Origin of the sequence: Nocardioides sp. NPDC058538, from assembly GCF_042719275.1 — a bacterium.
Classification (GTDB): domain Bacteria; phylum Actinomycetota; class Actinomycetes; order Propionibacteriales; family Nocardioidaceae; genus Nocardioides.
Window position 1 is genome coordinate 37,923 of the sequence record NZ_JBHXNY010000036.1, and the last position, 14,730, is coordinate 52,652.

The 14,730-nt window shown below is 69.3% G+C and carries 12 protein-coding genes and 1 rRNA gene; 9 read left to right on the plus strand and 4 right to left on the minus strand.

Translation table 11 applies throughout. From position 1 onward, the window contains the following. Nucleotides 1–64 precede the first annotated feature (64 nt). Nucleotides 65–1,177: a glutamate-cysteine ligase family protein gene (locus tag ACFWQC_RS23730; RefSeq protein ID WP_378683770.1), complete on the plus strand. Its 1,113-nt coding sequence runs from the start codon at nt 65–67 to the stop codon at nt 1,175–1,177. Further along, the gene (locus ACFWQC_RS23735) at nt 1,174–2,133 is read left to right on the plus strand and encodes an NAD(P)/FAD-dependent oxidoreductase (protein ID WP_378683773.1); all 960 of its coding nucleotides are present in this window, start codon (nt 1,174–1,176) and stop codon (nt 2,131–2,133) included. The genes ACFWQC_RS23730 and ACFWQC_RS23735 overlap by 4 nt, the downstream gene beginning before the upstream one ends. On the opposite strand, the gene ACFWQC_RS23740 is transcribed toward ACFWQC_RS23735, so the two are convergent. After that, complete coding sequence (locus ACFWQC_RS23740; RefSeq protein ID WP_378683776.1) at nt 2,130–3,023, minus strand: carbohydrate kinase; 894 nt, start codon at nt 3,021–3,023, stop codon at nt 2,130–2,132. The two genes, ACFWQC_RS23735 and ACFWQC_RS23740, sit on opposite strands and share 4 nt — an antisense overlap. 124 nt (nt 3,024–3,147) lie before the next feature. On the opposite strand from ACFWQC_RS23740, the gene aceE reads away from it, so the two are divergent. From aceE to ACFWQC_RS23775, 7 genes are all read left to right on the plus strand, one after another. Further along, entirely contained in the window at nt 3,148–5,949 is a 2,802-nt protein-coding gene (aceE, locus tag ACFWQC_RS23745) for a pyruvate dehydrogenase (acetyl-transferring), homodimeric type (protein WP_378683778.1), read from the plus strand. Between the two features lie 79 nt (nt 5,950–6,028). Then, nucleotides 6,029–7,210, plus strand: coding sequence for a helix-turn-helix domain-containing protein (locus ACFWQC_RS23750; protein WP_355019171.1), 1,182 nt, complete (start codon nt 6,029–6,031; stop codon nt 7,208–7,210). Between the two features lie 103 nt (nt 7,211–7,313). Next, entirely contained in the window at nt 7,314–8,504 is a 1,191-nt protein-coding gene (locus ACFWQC_RS23755; protein ID WP_378683781.1) for an acyltransferase domain-containing protein, read from the plus strand. Beyond that, complete coding sequence (locus ACFWQC_RS23760) at nt 8,501–9,487, plus strand: beta-ketoacyl-ACP synthase III (RefSeq protein ID WP_378683784.1); 987 nt, start codon at nt 8,501–8,503, stop codon at nt 9,485–9,487. The genes ACFWQC_RS23755 and ACFWQC_RS23760 overlap by 4 nt, the downstream gene beginning before the upstream one ends. Before the next feature lie 54 nt (nt 9,488–9,541). Continuing rightward, nucleotides 9,542–9,793 (plus strand): acyl carrier protein, encoded by a 252-nt coding sequence (locus ACFWQC_RS23765; protein WP_091051955.1) that lies wholly within the window; start codon nt 9,542–9,544, stop codon nt 9,791–9,793. Nucleotides 9,794–9,884: 91 nt separating this feature from the next. Next, the gene (locus ACFWQC_RS23770; RefSeq protein ID WP_378683787.1) at nt 9,885–11,153 is read left to right on the plus strand and encodes a beta-ketoacyl-[acyl-carrier-protein] synthase family protein; all 1,269 of its coding nucleotides are present in this window, start codon (nt 9,885–9,887) and stop codon (nt 11,151–11,153) included. Then, nucleotides 11,153–12,601, plus strand: coding sequence for an acyl-CoA carboxylase subunit beta (locus tag ACFWQC_RS23775; protein WP_378683790.1), 1,449 nt, complete (start codon nt 11,153–11,155; stop codon nt 12,599–12,601). The genes ACFWQC_RS23770 and ACFWQC_RS23775 overlap by 1 nt, the downstream gene beginning before the upstream one ends. Before the next feature lie 91 nt (nt 12,602–12,692). Here the strand turns inward: ACFWQC_RS23775 and ACFWQC_RS23780 are convergent, their stop codons facing one another. The 3 genes from ACFWQC_RS23780 to rrf form a co-directional block, all read right to left on the minus strand. Then, nucleotides 12,693–13,184, minus strand: coding sequence for a DUF3145 domain-containing protein (locus ACFWQC_RS23780; RefSeq protein WP_355019179.1), 492 nt, complete (start codon nt 13,182–13,184; stop codon nt 12,693–12,695). Nucleotides 13,185–13,426: 242 nt separating this feature from the next. Beyond that, nucleotides 13,427–14,524 (minus strand): tetratricopeptide repeat protein, encoded by a 1,098-nt coding sequence (locus ACFWQC_RS23785; RefSeq protein ID WP_378683792.1) that lies wholly within the window; start codon nt 14,522–14,524, stop codon nt 13,427–13,429. A gap of 112 nt (nt 14,525–14,636) precedes the next feature. Next, a 5S ribosomal RNA gene (gene rrf, locus ACFWQC_RS23790) occupies nt 14,637–14,730 on the minus strand; the annotation flags it as partial.

The following is a 14,730-nucleotide window of genomic DNA, read 5'->3' on the forward strand; positions in this document are numbered from 1 at the left end:
GGGAGCCTAACCTAATTTCCGAGAAATGCGGATGACGGCCCGCGCACTGCCCTAGAGTTGCGCCGTGCTCTACTCCGCCGGGTTCGAGTTCGAGTATGCCCTGGTGACGGAGTCGCCCGACGTAGGCGCGGGCACGTTTCGCGACATGGGCACCTTCCATGACTTCGTGGATCTCGACTTCGACACCCTCCAACGCGCCCTTGCCGACGACTCCGGCACCACCGACGAGGACCTCGTCCGCGGTGACCTCGGGATCAAGAGCGGCTACTGGTACCTCGAGGGCGACGAGCGGTTCGACGCCGACGGCACCTTCACGTCGATGCTGGTCAAGGGGGTGGAGATCCGCACCCCGATCTGCTCGAGCACCACCGAGGCCGCCGACCGGCTGATCGATCTGCAGGACGACATCTCCAAGCGTCTCGCCCCCATCGGCCTGCACCTGGGCATCGTCGGCTTCAACCCGATCCGCGAGGCGTACGTCCTCGACCCGCCGCTCAACGGGTGGGAGCAGAGAATGCGGGACGAGCATCGTGAGTACGACCACGCCGAGGTCTCCAACCTCAGCTACGGCCCCGACATCAACCTCTCCTTTCCCGGGCTCTCTGCGGAGCAGGTCGTCGAGGTGACCCGCCGGCTGACCTACTACAGCCCCTTCATGGTGCCGTTCAGCTTCAGCTCGCCCTTCCACGCCGGCCGGAGGTGGCGCGGCCCCAGCAAGCGCACCTACGAGCGCACCTGGCGACGCGTGGCGGCGCGCTGCTTCGTCGAACCGCCCGCCGGCGCGGAGCCCACCATGGTCCACCCGCCGCGGATCCCGCGCGAGGAGGGACGCATCGAGTTCAAGGCCTACGACGCCTTCCTCTCCCGCGACCTTCTGCTCGCCGGCGCGGCGCTGACGCTCGGCGTCTGCCTCGCCGACGACCTGCCTGGACATGCCGACAAACCCAGCCGTGACCTGCACCAACGCTCCGCGACCGACGCGTTCGCCGACCCGGAGATCGCCGCCGGTGCGCGCGACGTGCTCGCCTCCGCCCACCGAGCGCTCGCCGGCATGCCGGAGGCCGGCCACCTCGACTGTCTGGACCAGTTGCTGAGCGCGGGGCGCACCCCAGCCGATAGCCTTCTGGACGAATATTCGCGCACAGGCCTGATGTACCTCCCGGAAGGACTTCGTTGACTGATCTCCCCGCCGACCTGACCGCTGACCAACTCATGACTCAGCCCGCAGAGGCCGACGTGGCGATCTGTGGAGCAGGCCCGATCGGCGCTGCGACAGCCACCTTCCTGGCCCGGTCCGACCTGCGCGTGGTCCTCATCGACCACGACCCCGCCGACGACCCCGCCCATGTCGCGACCTACCGCTATGCGGGCGGCAGCATCCGATGGACGTGGCCCGATCCGGTGAAGCGCGAGATGACGACCCAGACCGAGCAGTTCATCCGTGGGGCCGCGGCCGGCGCGGAGCTGGAGATGATCGAGAACACGTACCACCTGCTGCACACCGGAGAGCACATCCCCGCGCTCAACGTCTCCGCGACCGGACTCGTCGGGCTCCTGCGCGACCAGGCGCAGGAAGCGGGAGCGACGTTCGTCGACGCGCTCGTCACCGGCGTACGCCCTGATGGCAGCGGTCACGTGGTCGAGACCTCGCGCGGCGCGATCCGCGCCCGCCGAGTCCTGGGCGCGATGGGCGCAGCGAACGCCTCGGTGTTTCCGCAGGCCAGCGTCGAGGCCGAGAAGCGCCAGCTGTTCGTGCTCGACCTCCCGGTTCCCCCCGAACGGGAGCAGCTGCCCCACACGATCGTGCCGATCGGCGACGGCTTCGGCTACGTCTTCGTGAAGCTCATCGACGGCCAGCTGCGCGTCGTCGTCGGGCAGGAGGACATCGTCGAGGACGAGGACACCTCCGGCCCCGTCGACCACTGGAAGGAGATCCTCGACAGCGGGCTCGCCACGACGCTCCCCTGGCTACGCGATGCCCGCGTCGACGACATCCTCTGGGGCGTCGACACCGCACAGAAGACGCTGGTGGTCGACGAGCCCAGCCCAGGCGTCCTCGTCGCCAACTGCGGCAGCGCCATCCGCTCCGCGGCCTGGCTGGGACGTACGCTCGCCGAGCGGCTCGCGGCTTAACCGTCGAGCTCGGCCCGGGTCGGCGGGTTGGCACCGGCGCGCGAGACGGTGACCGCCGCCGCCCGGACGCCGTGGGCGAGCACCTCGCGACGGTCGCGCTCGAAGTCGTCCCAGAGCGCGTCGACCAGGCCCGCGGAGAAGGTGTCGCCGGCGCCGATGGTGTCCACCACGGTCACCTTCTCGGCCTCGACGTCGATCCGCTCGGATGCGGTGATCCAGCTGGCGCCGTCGCCGCCGCGGGTCACCGCGATCGCACCGGCACCGAGCTCGAGCAGCCGCGCGGCCGCCTTGTCGAGCCCGACCCCGGGGTAGAGCGTCTCCAGGTCCTCGTCGCTCGCCTTGACCACATCGGCGTACGCCGCCGCCCGCTCGATCCGCGAGACGACCTCCTGGCCGGTTCCGGTCAGCGTGGGGCGCATGTTGATGTCGTAGAGGACCCGGACGGAGTCGGGGAGCCCGTCGAGCAGCGCGAAGACCGTCTCGGCGCCCGGCGACAGCACCGGCGCGAGCGAGCCGACGTGGACGAAGCGCGGCGTCCCCACCGCGATCTCGCCGAGCTTCCACTCCAGGTCGAAGACGTACGTCGCCGACCCGTCGGCCGTGATGGTGGCCTGCGCGGTCGAGGTGCGGGGCAGCACGTGCGGGTCGCACGCCATCCGGACCCCGGAGTCGGCCAGGTGGGCGGCCAGCGCCTGCCCACGGGCGTCGTCGGCGTAGGAGGCGACGTAGCGCACCGGACGGCCGAGCCGGCCCAGCGCGACCGCGACGTTGGCGCCGCTCCCGCCGGGGTGGTCCCGGGTCACGCCATCGGCCGTCGTGACCACGTCGACCAGCGCCTCACCTACCACCAAGACGTCAGCGGCGGCATTGTCACGATCCAGGCTAGTCACGGCGGCAGATTAGCAACTCGGCGTACGAACGAATTTTCCGGGGTTGACCAGCAGAAACCGCCTACTGTCCAGTAACCCACCGCGGGTGGGCGACCGCTCTCGACCGCGTGCGACCATTGAGGATGTGACCGAAGAATCCACCGAGACGACTGGTGGTCCGCAGGGCCCTACCCCCGCCCAGCCGACCGTAATCCACGAGGGTCTACCGACCCAGCTTCCGGACATCGATCCCGAAGAGACCAGTGAGTGGCTCGGCTCGTTCGACGCGATGCTCGAGTCGAGCGGACGCGAGCGAGCCCGCTACATGATGCTGCGTCTGCTGGAGCGAGCCCGAGAGAAGTCCGTCGGCGTCCCCGCACTGCGCAGCACCGACTACATCAACACCATCCCCTCCGACCGCGAGCCGTGGTTCCCGGGCGATGAGGACATCGAGCGACGCATCCGGGCCTTCATCCGGTGGAACGCCGCCGTCATGGTCTCCTCCGCCAACCGCAAGGGCCTCGAGGTGGGCGGCCACATCGCCACCTACCAGTCCTCCGCGAGCCTCTACGAGGTCGGCTTCAACCACTTCTTCCGCGGCAAGGATCACCCCGGTGGCGGTGACCAGGTCTTCATCCAGGGCCACGCCTCCCCCGGCATCTATGCGCGCGCTTTCCTCGAGGGCAGGCTCAACGAGGAGCAGCTCTTCCGCTTCCGCCAGGAGGTGCAGCACGGCGTCGGCCAGGGCATCTCCTCCTACCCGCACCCGCGCCTGATGCCCGACTTCTGGGAGTTCCCGACGGTCTCGATGGGCCTGACCGGGATCAACTCGATCTACCAGGCGCGGTTCAACCGCTACCTGCAGAACCGCGGCGTCAAGGACACCTCTGACCAGCGCGTGTGGGCCTTCCTCGGCGACGGCGAGATGGGTGAGCCCGAATCGCTCGGCGCCATCCGGGTCGCCGCCCGCGAGGAGCTCGACAACCTGGTCTGGGTGATCAACTGCAACCTGCAGCAGCTCGACGGCCCGGTGACCGGCAACGGCAAGGTCATCCAGGAGCTGGAGTCCAACTTCCGCGGCGCCGGCTGGAACGTCATCAAGGTCATCTGGGGCCGCGAGTGGGACCAACTGCTCGCCAAGGACGTCGACGGCACCCTGGTCAACAAGATGAACTCCACCCCCGACGGCCAGTTCCAGACCTACTCGGTCGAGACCGGTGCCTACGTCCGGGAGAACTTCTTCGGCTCCGACCCGCGCCTGCGCAAGATGGTCGAGCAGATGAGCGACGAGCAGATCCGCAAGCTCCCCCGCGGCGGCCACGACTACCGCAAGGTCTACGCCGCCTTCGACGCGGCCACCAAGACCGTCGGGCAGCCGACCGTCATCCTGGCCCACACCATCAAGGGCTGGACGATCGACGCTCTGGAGGGCAAGAACGCCACCCACCAGATGAAGAAGCTGACCATGGCGGACCTGAAGAAGTTCCGCGACCGTCTGCTCCTGCCGATCTCCGACAAGGAGCTCGAGGCGACCTACGAGCAGACCGGTGCGGCGCCGTTCTTCAACCCGGGTCCCGAGTCGGCCGAGATCGAATACATGATGGAGCGCCGCAAGCAGCTCGGCGGCCCGCTCCCCCAGCGCCGGGTCGAGTTCAAGCCGCTCACCCTGCCGGGCGAGAAGGTCTACGCCGAGCTCAAGCAGGGCTCCGGCAAGAACAAGATCGCCTCCACCATGGCTACCGTCCGGCTCCTCAAGGACTGGATGCGTGACCCGGAGATCGGCAAGCGCATCGTGCCGATCGCGCCCGACGAGTACCGCACGTTCGGCATGGATGCGATGTTCCCGAGCGCGAAGGTCTACAACCCGGGCGGCCAGCAGTACGAGTCGGTCGACCGGAAGTTGTTGCTCTCCTACAAGGAGTCCGCGCAGGGCCAGATGCTGCACGAGGGCATCTCGGAGGCGGGGGCGATGGCCTCGGCGACCGCTGCCGGCACGGCGTACGCCACCCACGGCGAGCCGATGATCCCGTTCTACATCTTCTATTCGATGTTCGGGTTCCAGCGCACCGGTGACTCGATCTGGGCGATGGCCGACATGATGGGCCGTGGCTTCCTGGTCGGCGCCACCGCCGGTCGCACCACGCTGACCGGTGAGGGTCTCCAGCACGCCGACGGTCACTCTCCGCTGCTGGCGGCGACGAACCCGGCGGTCGTGCACTACGACCCCGCGTTCGCCTACGAGGTCTCGCACATCATGCAGAGCGGCCTCGAGCGGATGTACGGCACCTCCGAGGAGCACCCGCACGGCGAGAACGTCATCTTCTACCTGACGGTCTACAACGAGCCGGTCAGCCAGCCCAAGGAGCCCGAGAACGTCGACCTCGAGGGCATCCTGAAGGGCATCCACCAGGTCTCGACCGCCGAGGGCGAGGGTCCGAAGGTCCGCCTGCTGGCCTCCGGTGTCGGGTTCCCGTGGGTCGAGGAGGCTGCCCGAATCCTCGAGGAGGACTGGGGCGTCAAGGCCGACACCTGGTCGGTCACCTCGTGGAACGAGCTCGCTCGCGACGCCATCGACGCCGAGCAGTGGAGCCTCAACCACCCCGGTGAGACCCCGCGCACGCCGTACGTCACCGAGAAGCTCTCGGCGTCCAGCGGCCCCGTCATCGCGGTCTCCGACTACATGCGGGCCGTCCCGCTGCAGATCGCCCGCTGGGTGCCGGACGACTACCGCGTCCTCGGTGCCGACGGGTTCGGCTTCGCCGACACCCGCCCCGCCGCGCGTCGCTTCTTCCAGATCGACGCCCAGTCCGTCGTCGTCCAGGCCCTCCAGGCCCTGGCCGAGGCCGGCGAGATCGACGCAACGTTGGTGAAGAAGGCCTTCGACACCTACCGCATCGACGACCCGACGTCGACGAAGGGCATCATGCAGGAGGGCGGAGACGCCTGAGCGTCTGTCCGTCAGGTCGGGGGCTCGGAGCAACTGTTCCGGGCCCCCAGCCGCATCTCCAGGTGGAAGGATCAGCAGTGTGACCAATCAGGCGACCCTCGATACGCGTCGGCGGACCGCGACGGCGCTGCGGCGCGCGACCGGCCGGCTGGCGACGGCCGCCACGTCGCGCATGGACGACGCGATGCCGTGGTTCAAGGACCTCTCCGCGAAGAACCGCTCCCTCGTCGGCCTGATCGTCCAGGCCGGCATCAAGGAGTTCGTCGGCTGGTATGGCGGTGGTGCCTCCGCCGACACCGCCAAGCCCGACCTGGCAGCGTCGATGTTCGGCGTCGCGCCCCGTGCGCTGACCGGCATCATCACGCTTCAGCAGACCGTGGACCTCGTACGCCTCTCCATCGAGGTGGTCGAGGCCAACATCGACCACCTCCTCGGGCCCGAGGACGCTGCCGACGTCCACGAGGCGATCGGCCGCTATGCCCGTGAGGTCGCCTTCGCCACGGCGGAGGTGTACGCCCGCGCCGCCGAGCAGCGCGGCGCCTGGGACGCCCGCCTCGAGGCGCTCGTGGTCGACGCGGTCCTGCGTGCCGAGACCGACGAGGTCGTCCTCTCCCGGGCCAGCGCGCTCGGCTGGGACGCCGACCTGCCGCTATGTGCGGTGCTGGGTCATGCCCCCGACGGCGTCCGCCTAGACGCCGCCATGGAGGAGGTACGCCGCCGCGCCCGCGCCCACGACCTGCACACCCTGTGCGCGGTCCAGGGTGACCGCCTCGTCGCCCTGCTCGGCGGCATCGAGGACCCGCTGGAGGCGGCCGAGCGCATCGCCGACCTGTTCGCCGACGGTCCCGTCGTGGTCGGACCGATGGCGGCCGGGCTCGCCACCGCCGCCGAGTCCGCCCGGGCCGCGCTCTCCGCCTACCGAGCCGCACCCGGCTGGCCCGACGCGCCTCGCCCGGCACGCAGCCAGTCGTTCCTGCCCGAGCGTGCCCTGGCCGGCGACGCGTGGGCCCACCGCTACCTGATCGAGAATCTCTATCGGCCGCTGGTGGAGGCCCGCAGCACCCTGATCGAGACGCTGGCGGCGTACTTCGCCGCCGGAGGCGGCCTCGAGGCCACCGGTCGCACGCTCTTCGTGCACCCCAACACCGTGCGCTACCGGCTCAAGCAGGTCGCCGAGCTCACCGGGTTCCTTCCGACCGACTCCCGCGACGCTCTCGCCCTCCAGGTTGCCCTGATTCTCGGCCGGCAACAGGACCACTAGCCCTGGCAGCGACGCAAGTTGTAGAACCCCTACAAGATTGCGTGACAGATATTCGTTGCCGCTGAAGGTGAACCGACACCCCTCCAGACGGGACTATCGTTGCGTGCTCGTCATTGTCGCCCCAGGACAAGGTGCTCAGACACCAGGATTCCTCACCCCGTGGCTGGAGGACCCCGCTTTCGCCGCTCGTATGGAGTGGCTCTCAACCGTCGCAGGCATCGACCTGATCGACTACGGCACCAATGCCGACGCAGAGACCATCCGCGCCACCGAGATCGCCCAGCCGCTGCTGGTCGCCACCGGCCTGGTCGCGGCCCTCGAGCTCTTCCCGCAGCCCGCGGACGCCTTCGGCAAGATCGGGGCCGTCGCCGGCCACAGCGTCGGTGAGATCACCGCCGCCGCGGGAGCACGCGCGATCAGCGCCGAGCAGGCGATGGTGCTCGTCCGCGAGCGGGGCAAGGCCATGGCCGAGGCCGCCGCGAAGACGCCGACCGGCATGACCGCGGTCCTCGGCGGCGTCCGCGAGGAGGTGCTGGCCGCGATCGAGAAGCACGGTCTCACCCCCGCCAACGACAACGGCCCCGGCCAGATCGTCGCCGCGGGCACCCTCGAGCAGCTCGAGGCCTTCGCCGCCGATCCGCCCGCCAAGGCCCGGCTGATGCCGCTCAGTGTCGCCGGCGCCTTCCACACCAAGCACATGGAACCCGCCGTCGGCCACCTCGCCCGGCTGGCCCAGAGCGTCTCGACCCACGACCCGCGTACGCGCCTGATCAGCAACAAGGACGGCCAGATCGTCCACGACGGTGCCAAGGCGCTGGACCGGATCGTCGGCCAGATCGCCAGCCCGGTGCGCTGGGACCTCTGCCTCGACACGATGTCCGACATCGGCGTGACCGGCATCTTGGAGATGCCGCCGGCCGGCACCCTGACCGGCATCTCCAAGCGCGCCCTCAAGGGCGTCGAGACCTTCGCCCTGAAGACTCCCGACCAGCTCGAGGACGCCCGCGCGTTCGTCGAGAAGCATGGCGAGTCCAATCCGATCGAGACCACGCCGACCTGGCGCATGGTCGTCTCCCCGTCCAAGGGCACCTTCAAGCTCTCCGAGACCGTGTCCGGGGTCGACGTGATTCCGGCCGGCGCCGAGATCGGCGCCATCGCCAGCCTCCGTGACACGATCGCGATCACGTCCGCCCACGGCGGCGAGGTCATAGAGTGGCTCGTCGAGGACGGCGACCTCGTTTCCCCCGGTCAGCCGCTGCTGCGTCTGCACCCGACAGGAGTCCAGAACTCGTGATCTCAGCCCCGACAGGTTCACCGCACGCCCGCATCCTCGGCGTAGGCGGCTACCGCCCGACCCGGGTGGTCCCCAACAGCGAGATCGTCGACCTGATCGACTCCTCCGACGAGTGGATCCGCACCCGCTCCGGCATCACCGAGCGTCGCTGGGCGGGCGAGGAGGAGACCGTGCAGATGATGTCGGTCGCCGCCTCCCGCAAGGCTCTCGAGCACGCCAAGATCGGCATCGACCAGATCGACTGCGTCATCGTCGCCACCGTCAGCCACCTGCGCCAGACCCCCGCGGTCGCCGCGCTGATCGCCGACGAGCTCGGTGCCGACCACCCGGCCGCCTTCGACGTCTCGGCGGCCTGCGCCGGCTTCTGCCACGGCATCGCTATGGCCAGCGACTTCGTCCGCGGCGGCAGCGCCCGTCACGTACTCGTCATCGGTGTCGAGCGCCTCTCCGACATCACGAACCCGCACGACCGTGGGACCGCCTTCATCTTCGCCGACGGCGCGGGCGCCGCGGTCGTCGGCCCGAGCGAGGAGCCTGGCATCGGCCCGGTGGTGTGGGGTTCCTCGGGCGACAAGGCCGACCACATCCAGACCCCCGACTGGTTCGAGGCGAACGAGGCCAAGGAGACTCCTTGGCTGACGATGCAGGGCAACCCCGTCTTCCGCTGGGCCTCCTACGCCATGGCAAAGGTCGGCCAAGAGGCGCTCGAGAAGGCCGGCATCACGGCCGACGAGCTCGACTGCTTCGTCCCACACCAGGCCAACATGCGCATCGTCGACGCCCTGGCCCGCTCCATGAAGCTTCCGGAGTCGGTCAAGATCGCCCGCGACATCGCCACCATGGGCAACACCTCGGCCGCCTCGGTCCCGCTTGCCCTTGAACGGATGATCGAGGAGGGTCAGGCTGAGTCGGGCGACACCGCCCTGCTCATCGCGTTCGGTGCCGGTCTGGTCTACGCAGCCCAGGTCGTCGTCGTTCCGTAGTCCCGCAGCACCCCAGAGTTTCACCACACAAAAATCCGAGAGGAAGCACCACATATGGCCACCACCGAAGAGATCCGCTCCGACCTCGCCGAGATCGTCAACGAGGTCGCCGGCATCGATGTCGCCGACGTTCAGCTCGACAAGTCCTTCGTCGATGACCTCGACGTCGACTCGCTGTCCATGGTCGAGGTCGTCGTCGCTGCCGAGGAGAAGTTCGGCGTATCCATCCCCGACGAGCAGGTCAAGAACCTCAAGACCGTTGGCGACGCAGTGAGCTTCATCGAGAAGGCTTCCGCGAACGCCTGACGCGCCCCGGCGGCTCGGCCAACCCTCCCAGGCCGAGCCGCCGGATCTGCTTCACCTGACCCAACGCGCCAACACCTCACACGGAGACCACATGAGCAGCCGCACCCGAGTCGTCGTCACCGGACTGGGCACCACCAACCCGGTAGGCGGAGATGTAGCCACCACCTGGGATGCCTTGATCGCCGGCCGCTCCGGCATTCGCGAGCTCACCGAGGAGTGGGCCCAGGACCTTCCCGTACGCATCGCTGGCCGCATCGCCGTCGAGCCGTCCGAGGTCCTGGAGAGGGTCAAGGCCCGACGCCTGGACCGCTCCGCGCAGTTCGCCGTGGTCGCCGCGGCCCAGGCCTGGAAGGACGCCGGCTTCGAAGGCACGGCCACCGAGGCCGGCCTCGACGGCGAGCGCCTCGGTGTGGCTGTCGCCACCGGCATCGGCGGCGTCACCACCCTGCTCGACAACTACGACACGCTTCTGGCCAAGGGGCCGCGCCGGGTCAGCCCGCTTGCCGTCCCGATGCTGATGGCCAACGCCTCGGCAGCCAACATCTCGTTGATCTACGGCGCCCGCGCCGCAGCTCAGACCCCGATCTCTGCCTGTGCCTCCGGCTCCGAGGCGATCGCCCTGGCCGCCGACCAGATTCGTCTGGGCCGCGCCGACGTCGTCCTCGCCGGTGGCACCGAGGCAGCGATCCACCCGCTGCCGATGGCGGCGTTCGCCAACATGATGGCCCTGTCCAAGACCGCCTCCGGCCCCGACGGTGGCGACCCGACCGCGGTCAGCCGCCCCTGGGACACCGGCCGCGACGGCTTCGTACTCGGTGAGGGCGCCGGCATCGTCGTTCTCGAGACGCTCGAGCACGCCCAGGCCCGCGGCGCCCGGATCTACGCCGAGGTCCTCGGCGCCGGCGTGACCGCCGACGCCCACGACATCGCCCAGCCCGACCCCGAGGGTCGTGGCGGCAGCCGCGCCATCAAGCGCGCGCTCGAGGACGGCGACATCGACCCGAACACCATCGTCCACGTCAACGCCCACGCGACCTCGACCCCTCAGGGCGACATCGCCGAGGGCCTGATGCTCCACGCCACCCTCGGCAAGCAGGTCGAGAACGTCGTGGTCACCTCGACCAAGTCGATGACCGGCCACCTGCTCGGTGGCGCCGGAGCCCTCGAGACCGTCGCGACCGTCCTGGCGATCCACCACCGCCAGTCACCGCCGACGATCAACCTCGACAACCTCGACCCCGCGGTCGAGCTCGACATCGCCACCAAGGCCCGCGACCTGCCGGTCGGCGACATCGCGGCCCTCAACAACTCCTTCGGTTTCGGTGGAGCGAACGTCGCGGTCGTCTACGGAAGCATCTGATGACCATCACGGTCCCCTCGCCTGCTCCCGCGAGGAAGCAGCAGAAGCTTCCTCGCGACCAGGACCCCCGTCACCCGCTGACCCGCCTCAGGACGCTCTTCGACGAGGGCACCGTCCAGCTCATCTCCCCTGACGACGATTCGGGCATGCTGGCCGCCGTCGGCGAGGTGGGCGGCACCCGGGCGGTCGCCTTCTGCTCGGATGCCACCGTCATGGGCGGCGCGATGGGTGACCTCGGCTGCCGGGTGGTCGTCGACGCCTACCACCGCGCGATGACCGACGGCAGCCCGATCATCGGCCTGTGGCACTCCGGCGGTGCCCGGCTCGCCGAGGGCGTACTCTCCCTGCACGCGGTCGGCCGCATCTTCCACGCGATGACGCAGGCCAGCGGCAAGATCCCGCAGATCTCCGTCGTCCTCGGCCCGGCAGCCGGCGGCGCCGCCTACGGTCCGGCCCTCACCGACGTCGTCATCCTCGGCCCCGAGGGCCGCATCTTCGTGACCGGTCCCGACGTCGTACGCTCCGTCACCGGTGAGGACGTCGACATGCTGCGCCTCGGTGGTCCCGAGCCGCACGGTCGCCGCTCCGGCGTCGTGCACATCCTCACCGAGTCCGAGCGCGAGGCGCTCGACAAGGCCCGCACGGTCACCTCCCTCCTCGGCTCCCAGGGTGGCCTCGACGTCGCCGCGGTCGAGGACAAGGACCTCGCCGAGCAGCTGCCCGAGTCGAAGAAGCGCGCCTATGACGTGCACCCGCTGGTCGAGAACATCCTCGACGAGGGCACCATGCAGGAGCTGCACGCTCGCTGGGCCCCCAACATCGTCACCGCGCTCGGTCGTTTCGGCGGTCGCACCGTCGGTGTCGTCGCCAACAACCCGCTGCGGCTCGGCGGTTGCCTCGACTCCCTCTCCGCGGAGAAGGCCTCCCGGTTCGTACGCCTCTGCGACGCCCTCGGTGTTCCGCTGATCGTCGTCGTCGACGTCCCCGGCTACCTGCCCGGCGTCGGCCAGGAGTGGGACGGGGTCGTACGCCGCGGCGCCAAGCTCCTGCACGCCTTCGGGGAGTGCGTGGTCCCCCGGGTCACCCTGGTGACCCGCAAGACCTACGGTGGCGCCTACATCGCCATGAACGCCCGCTCCCTCGGCGCGACCAAGGTCTTCGCCTGGCCCGGCGCGGAGGTCGCGGTCATGGGCCCGGTCGCCGCCATCCGCATCCTGCACCGCCGCAAGCTCGCCGAGGTCGCCCCCGACCTCCGTCCTCAGGTCGAGGCGGAGCTCGCGGCCGAGCACGAGCGTCTCGCCGGTGGTGTCGACAAGGCTGTCGAGATCGGTGTCGTGGACGAAGTCATCGAGCCGTCGGCGACCCGCGGCGCGATCGCGGCCGCCTTCGAGGAAGCGATCCAGACCGTCGGCGTACGCCGCGGTGCTCACGGCAACATCCCACTCTGACCGACACCGTTCAGACACAGACTGAGGCCCCGGAGCTCGCGCTCCGGGGCCTCAGTCGTCGTCGGCCGTGCTCTGCGGCCGACGGGGTCGATCAGACGACCTGGTGCAGCCAGCGTACGGGGGCACCCTCCCCCGCGTGACGGAACGTCTCCAGCTCGTCGTCCCACGGCTTGCCGAGAAGCTTGTCGACCTCGAGCTCGAGCGTGGTGTCACCGAGGGCGGCCTTGACGACCGCGGCCTTGAGCCGGTCCTCCGGGATCATGATGTCGCCGTGCATCCCAGTGACGGCATGGAAGACGCCGAGGTCAGGGGTGAAGGAGTAGCGCGCACCCTCAGAGGTCGACGTACCGTCCTCGGTGACCTCGAAGCGCAGGTGCGTCCATCCCTTCAGCGCCGACGCGATCGCCGCTGCGGAACCGACCGCACCCGACCAGAAGAGCTCGGCTCGGTAGGTGCCGGCCTGGGCGGGCTGCGCCGTCCAGTCGAAGTTCACCGGCACACCTAGCACCCCCGCGACGGCCCATTCGATGTGAGGGCAGAGCGCGGAGGGAGCCGAATGCACGAACACAACGCCTCGTGCGATGCCACGCGAGGCGCTCGGGTCCTTGATCTGAGTGGTCACCGAATATCTCCTTCGTTGCGGCGCGAGCTACGCCTTCCCCAGCGGGCTCGATCATGCGTGAAGGATCATTTCGGTGATCACACGGATGTAGTTGTCCTTCTATTCTTACCTACCGCGCCCAGGATCTCCAGTATCGGAGCAAAACGGCCAGTGGCGACCGGCATAGCTGCCGATCGCCACTGATTGCGGGTTTGCGGCGGACCTCAGTCCCTCTCGACCGTCTTCTCGAGTACCTCGGCCCGCGCCGCGGCGTCGGTGATCTCCTCGGAGTCGATCGCGTAGGTGCGGTGGAACCAGGTCAGCGCGTCCTTGTCCCGACCGGCGTCCTGGAGCGTGTCGGCGTACGCGTAGCGTAGCCGCACGACCCAGGCCTCGCGGCCCTTGTTGTTGAGCGGCGACTGCTCGAGGATCCGTAGTGCAGCGTCGAACTGACCCATGTCCCGACGAGCACCGGCCTCGACGATCGTCATCTCGGCCTTCGCCGGCGCCTCGAAGTTCGCCACCGACGGGCTGTGTGCGAGCTTGATCGCCTGCTCGGGCTGGCCGAGCGCGCGGTGGCAGTCCGCCATGATCGGCAGGTACGCCGTCGCGCCGTTCATCCGCTTCGCCGCACGCAGCTCGGCGAGCGCCTCGGAGTAGTGGCCGGCAGCGTACGCAGCCTCGCCCAGCGCCTCACGGATCACAGCGATCCGCTGCGTACGCGACTTCGCCGCCTTCGCGTGCTGGTAGGCGAGCTCGGGGTCGGAATCGATGAACATGTCGGCAGCGACCAGGTGGCGGGCGATCCGCGCCGCCAGCTTCTCAGGCAGGCCTCGCAGCTGAGCCGAGATCGCACGGTCCAGCTCCTTGCCGGTCACCTCTTCCGGCAGCTCCGGACCGTCGTAGATCCGCTGGTCCGCAGTGCGCTCCTCGCGCGGCTCGTCGAAGCGACGTGGCGGCTTGCCACCGGGCTGGCCGCCACGGTCCTTGGAGTAGCCACCCTTGCGGTCGCTGCTGCCACCACGCTTCGGACCGTCAGAGCGCTTCGGGCCGTCAGAACGGCCGCCGGTGCGACGCTCGTCGCCTCCGCGGCCACCGTCACGACGCTGCTCGCCGCCGCGACCGCTGCCGCCAGCGGAGCCGTCACGGCGATCGCTGCTCCGAGCAGCACCCGGCCGACCGCCACTCGGTCGACCAGCGCTCGGCTTGCCGTCACCCGATCGGCCGCCACGGCCGCCGGTGGATGACGACCCTGAGCTCTTCGGACGCCCGGGGCGTCCAGCGGGCTTTCCGCCTCTGTTGCTACGGCGCTCGTCAGCCATAGCTGCCTTCCTCACTGCTGCGTACCGCAGCCGAATTCGAACGATCCGCAGATCAATTCGCCAGTAAAAGCAGTAGAGGCCGCCCCGAAGGGCGGCCTCTACCTGAAATTTTGTCCGGCGGCGTCCTACTCTCCCACAACCTCTCGGTTGCAGTACCATCGGCGCTGAAGGGCTTGACTTCCGGGTTCGGGATGGGACCGGGTATT

Coding starts and splice junctions, on each gene's coding strand:
- ACFWQC_RS23770 (WP_378683787.1), top strand. CDS start 9,885: ATGAGCAGCCGCACCCGAGTCGTCGTCACCGGACTGGGCACCACCAAC.
- ACFWQC_RS23785 (WP_378683792.1), bottom strand. CDS start 14,524: ATGGCTGACGAGCGCCGTAGCAACAGAGGCGGAAAGCCCGCTGGACGC.
- ACFWQC_RS23775 (WP_378683790.1), top strand. CDS start 11,153: ATGACCATCACGGTCCCCTCGCCTGCTCCCGCGAGGAAGCAGCAGAAG.
- ACFWQC_RS23765 (WP_091051955.1), top strand. CDS start 9,542: ATGGCCACCACCGAAGAGATCCGCTCCGACCTCGCCGAGATCGTCAAC.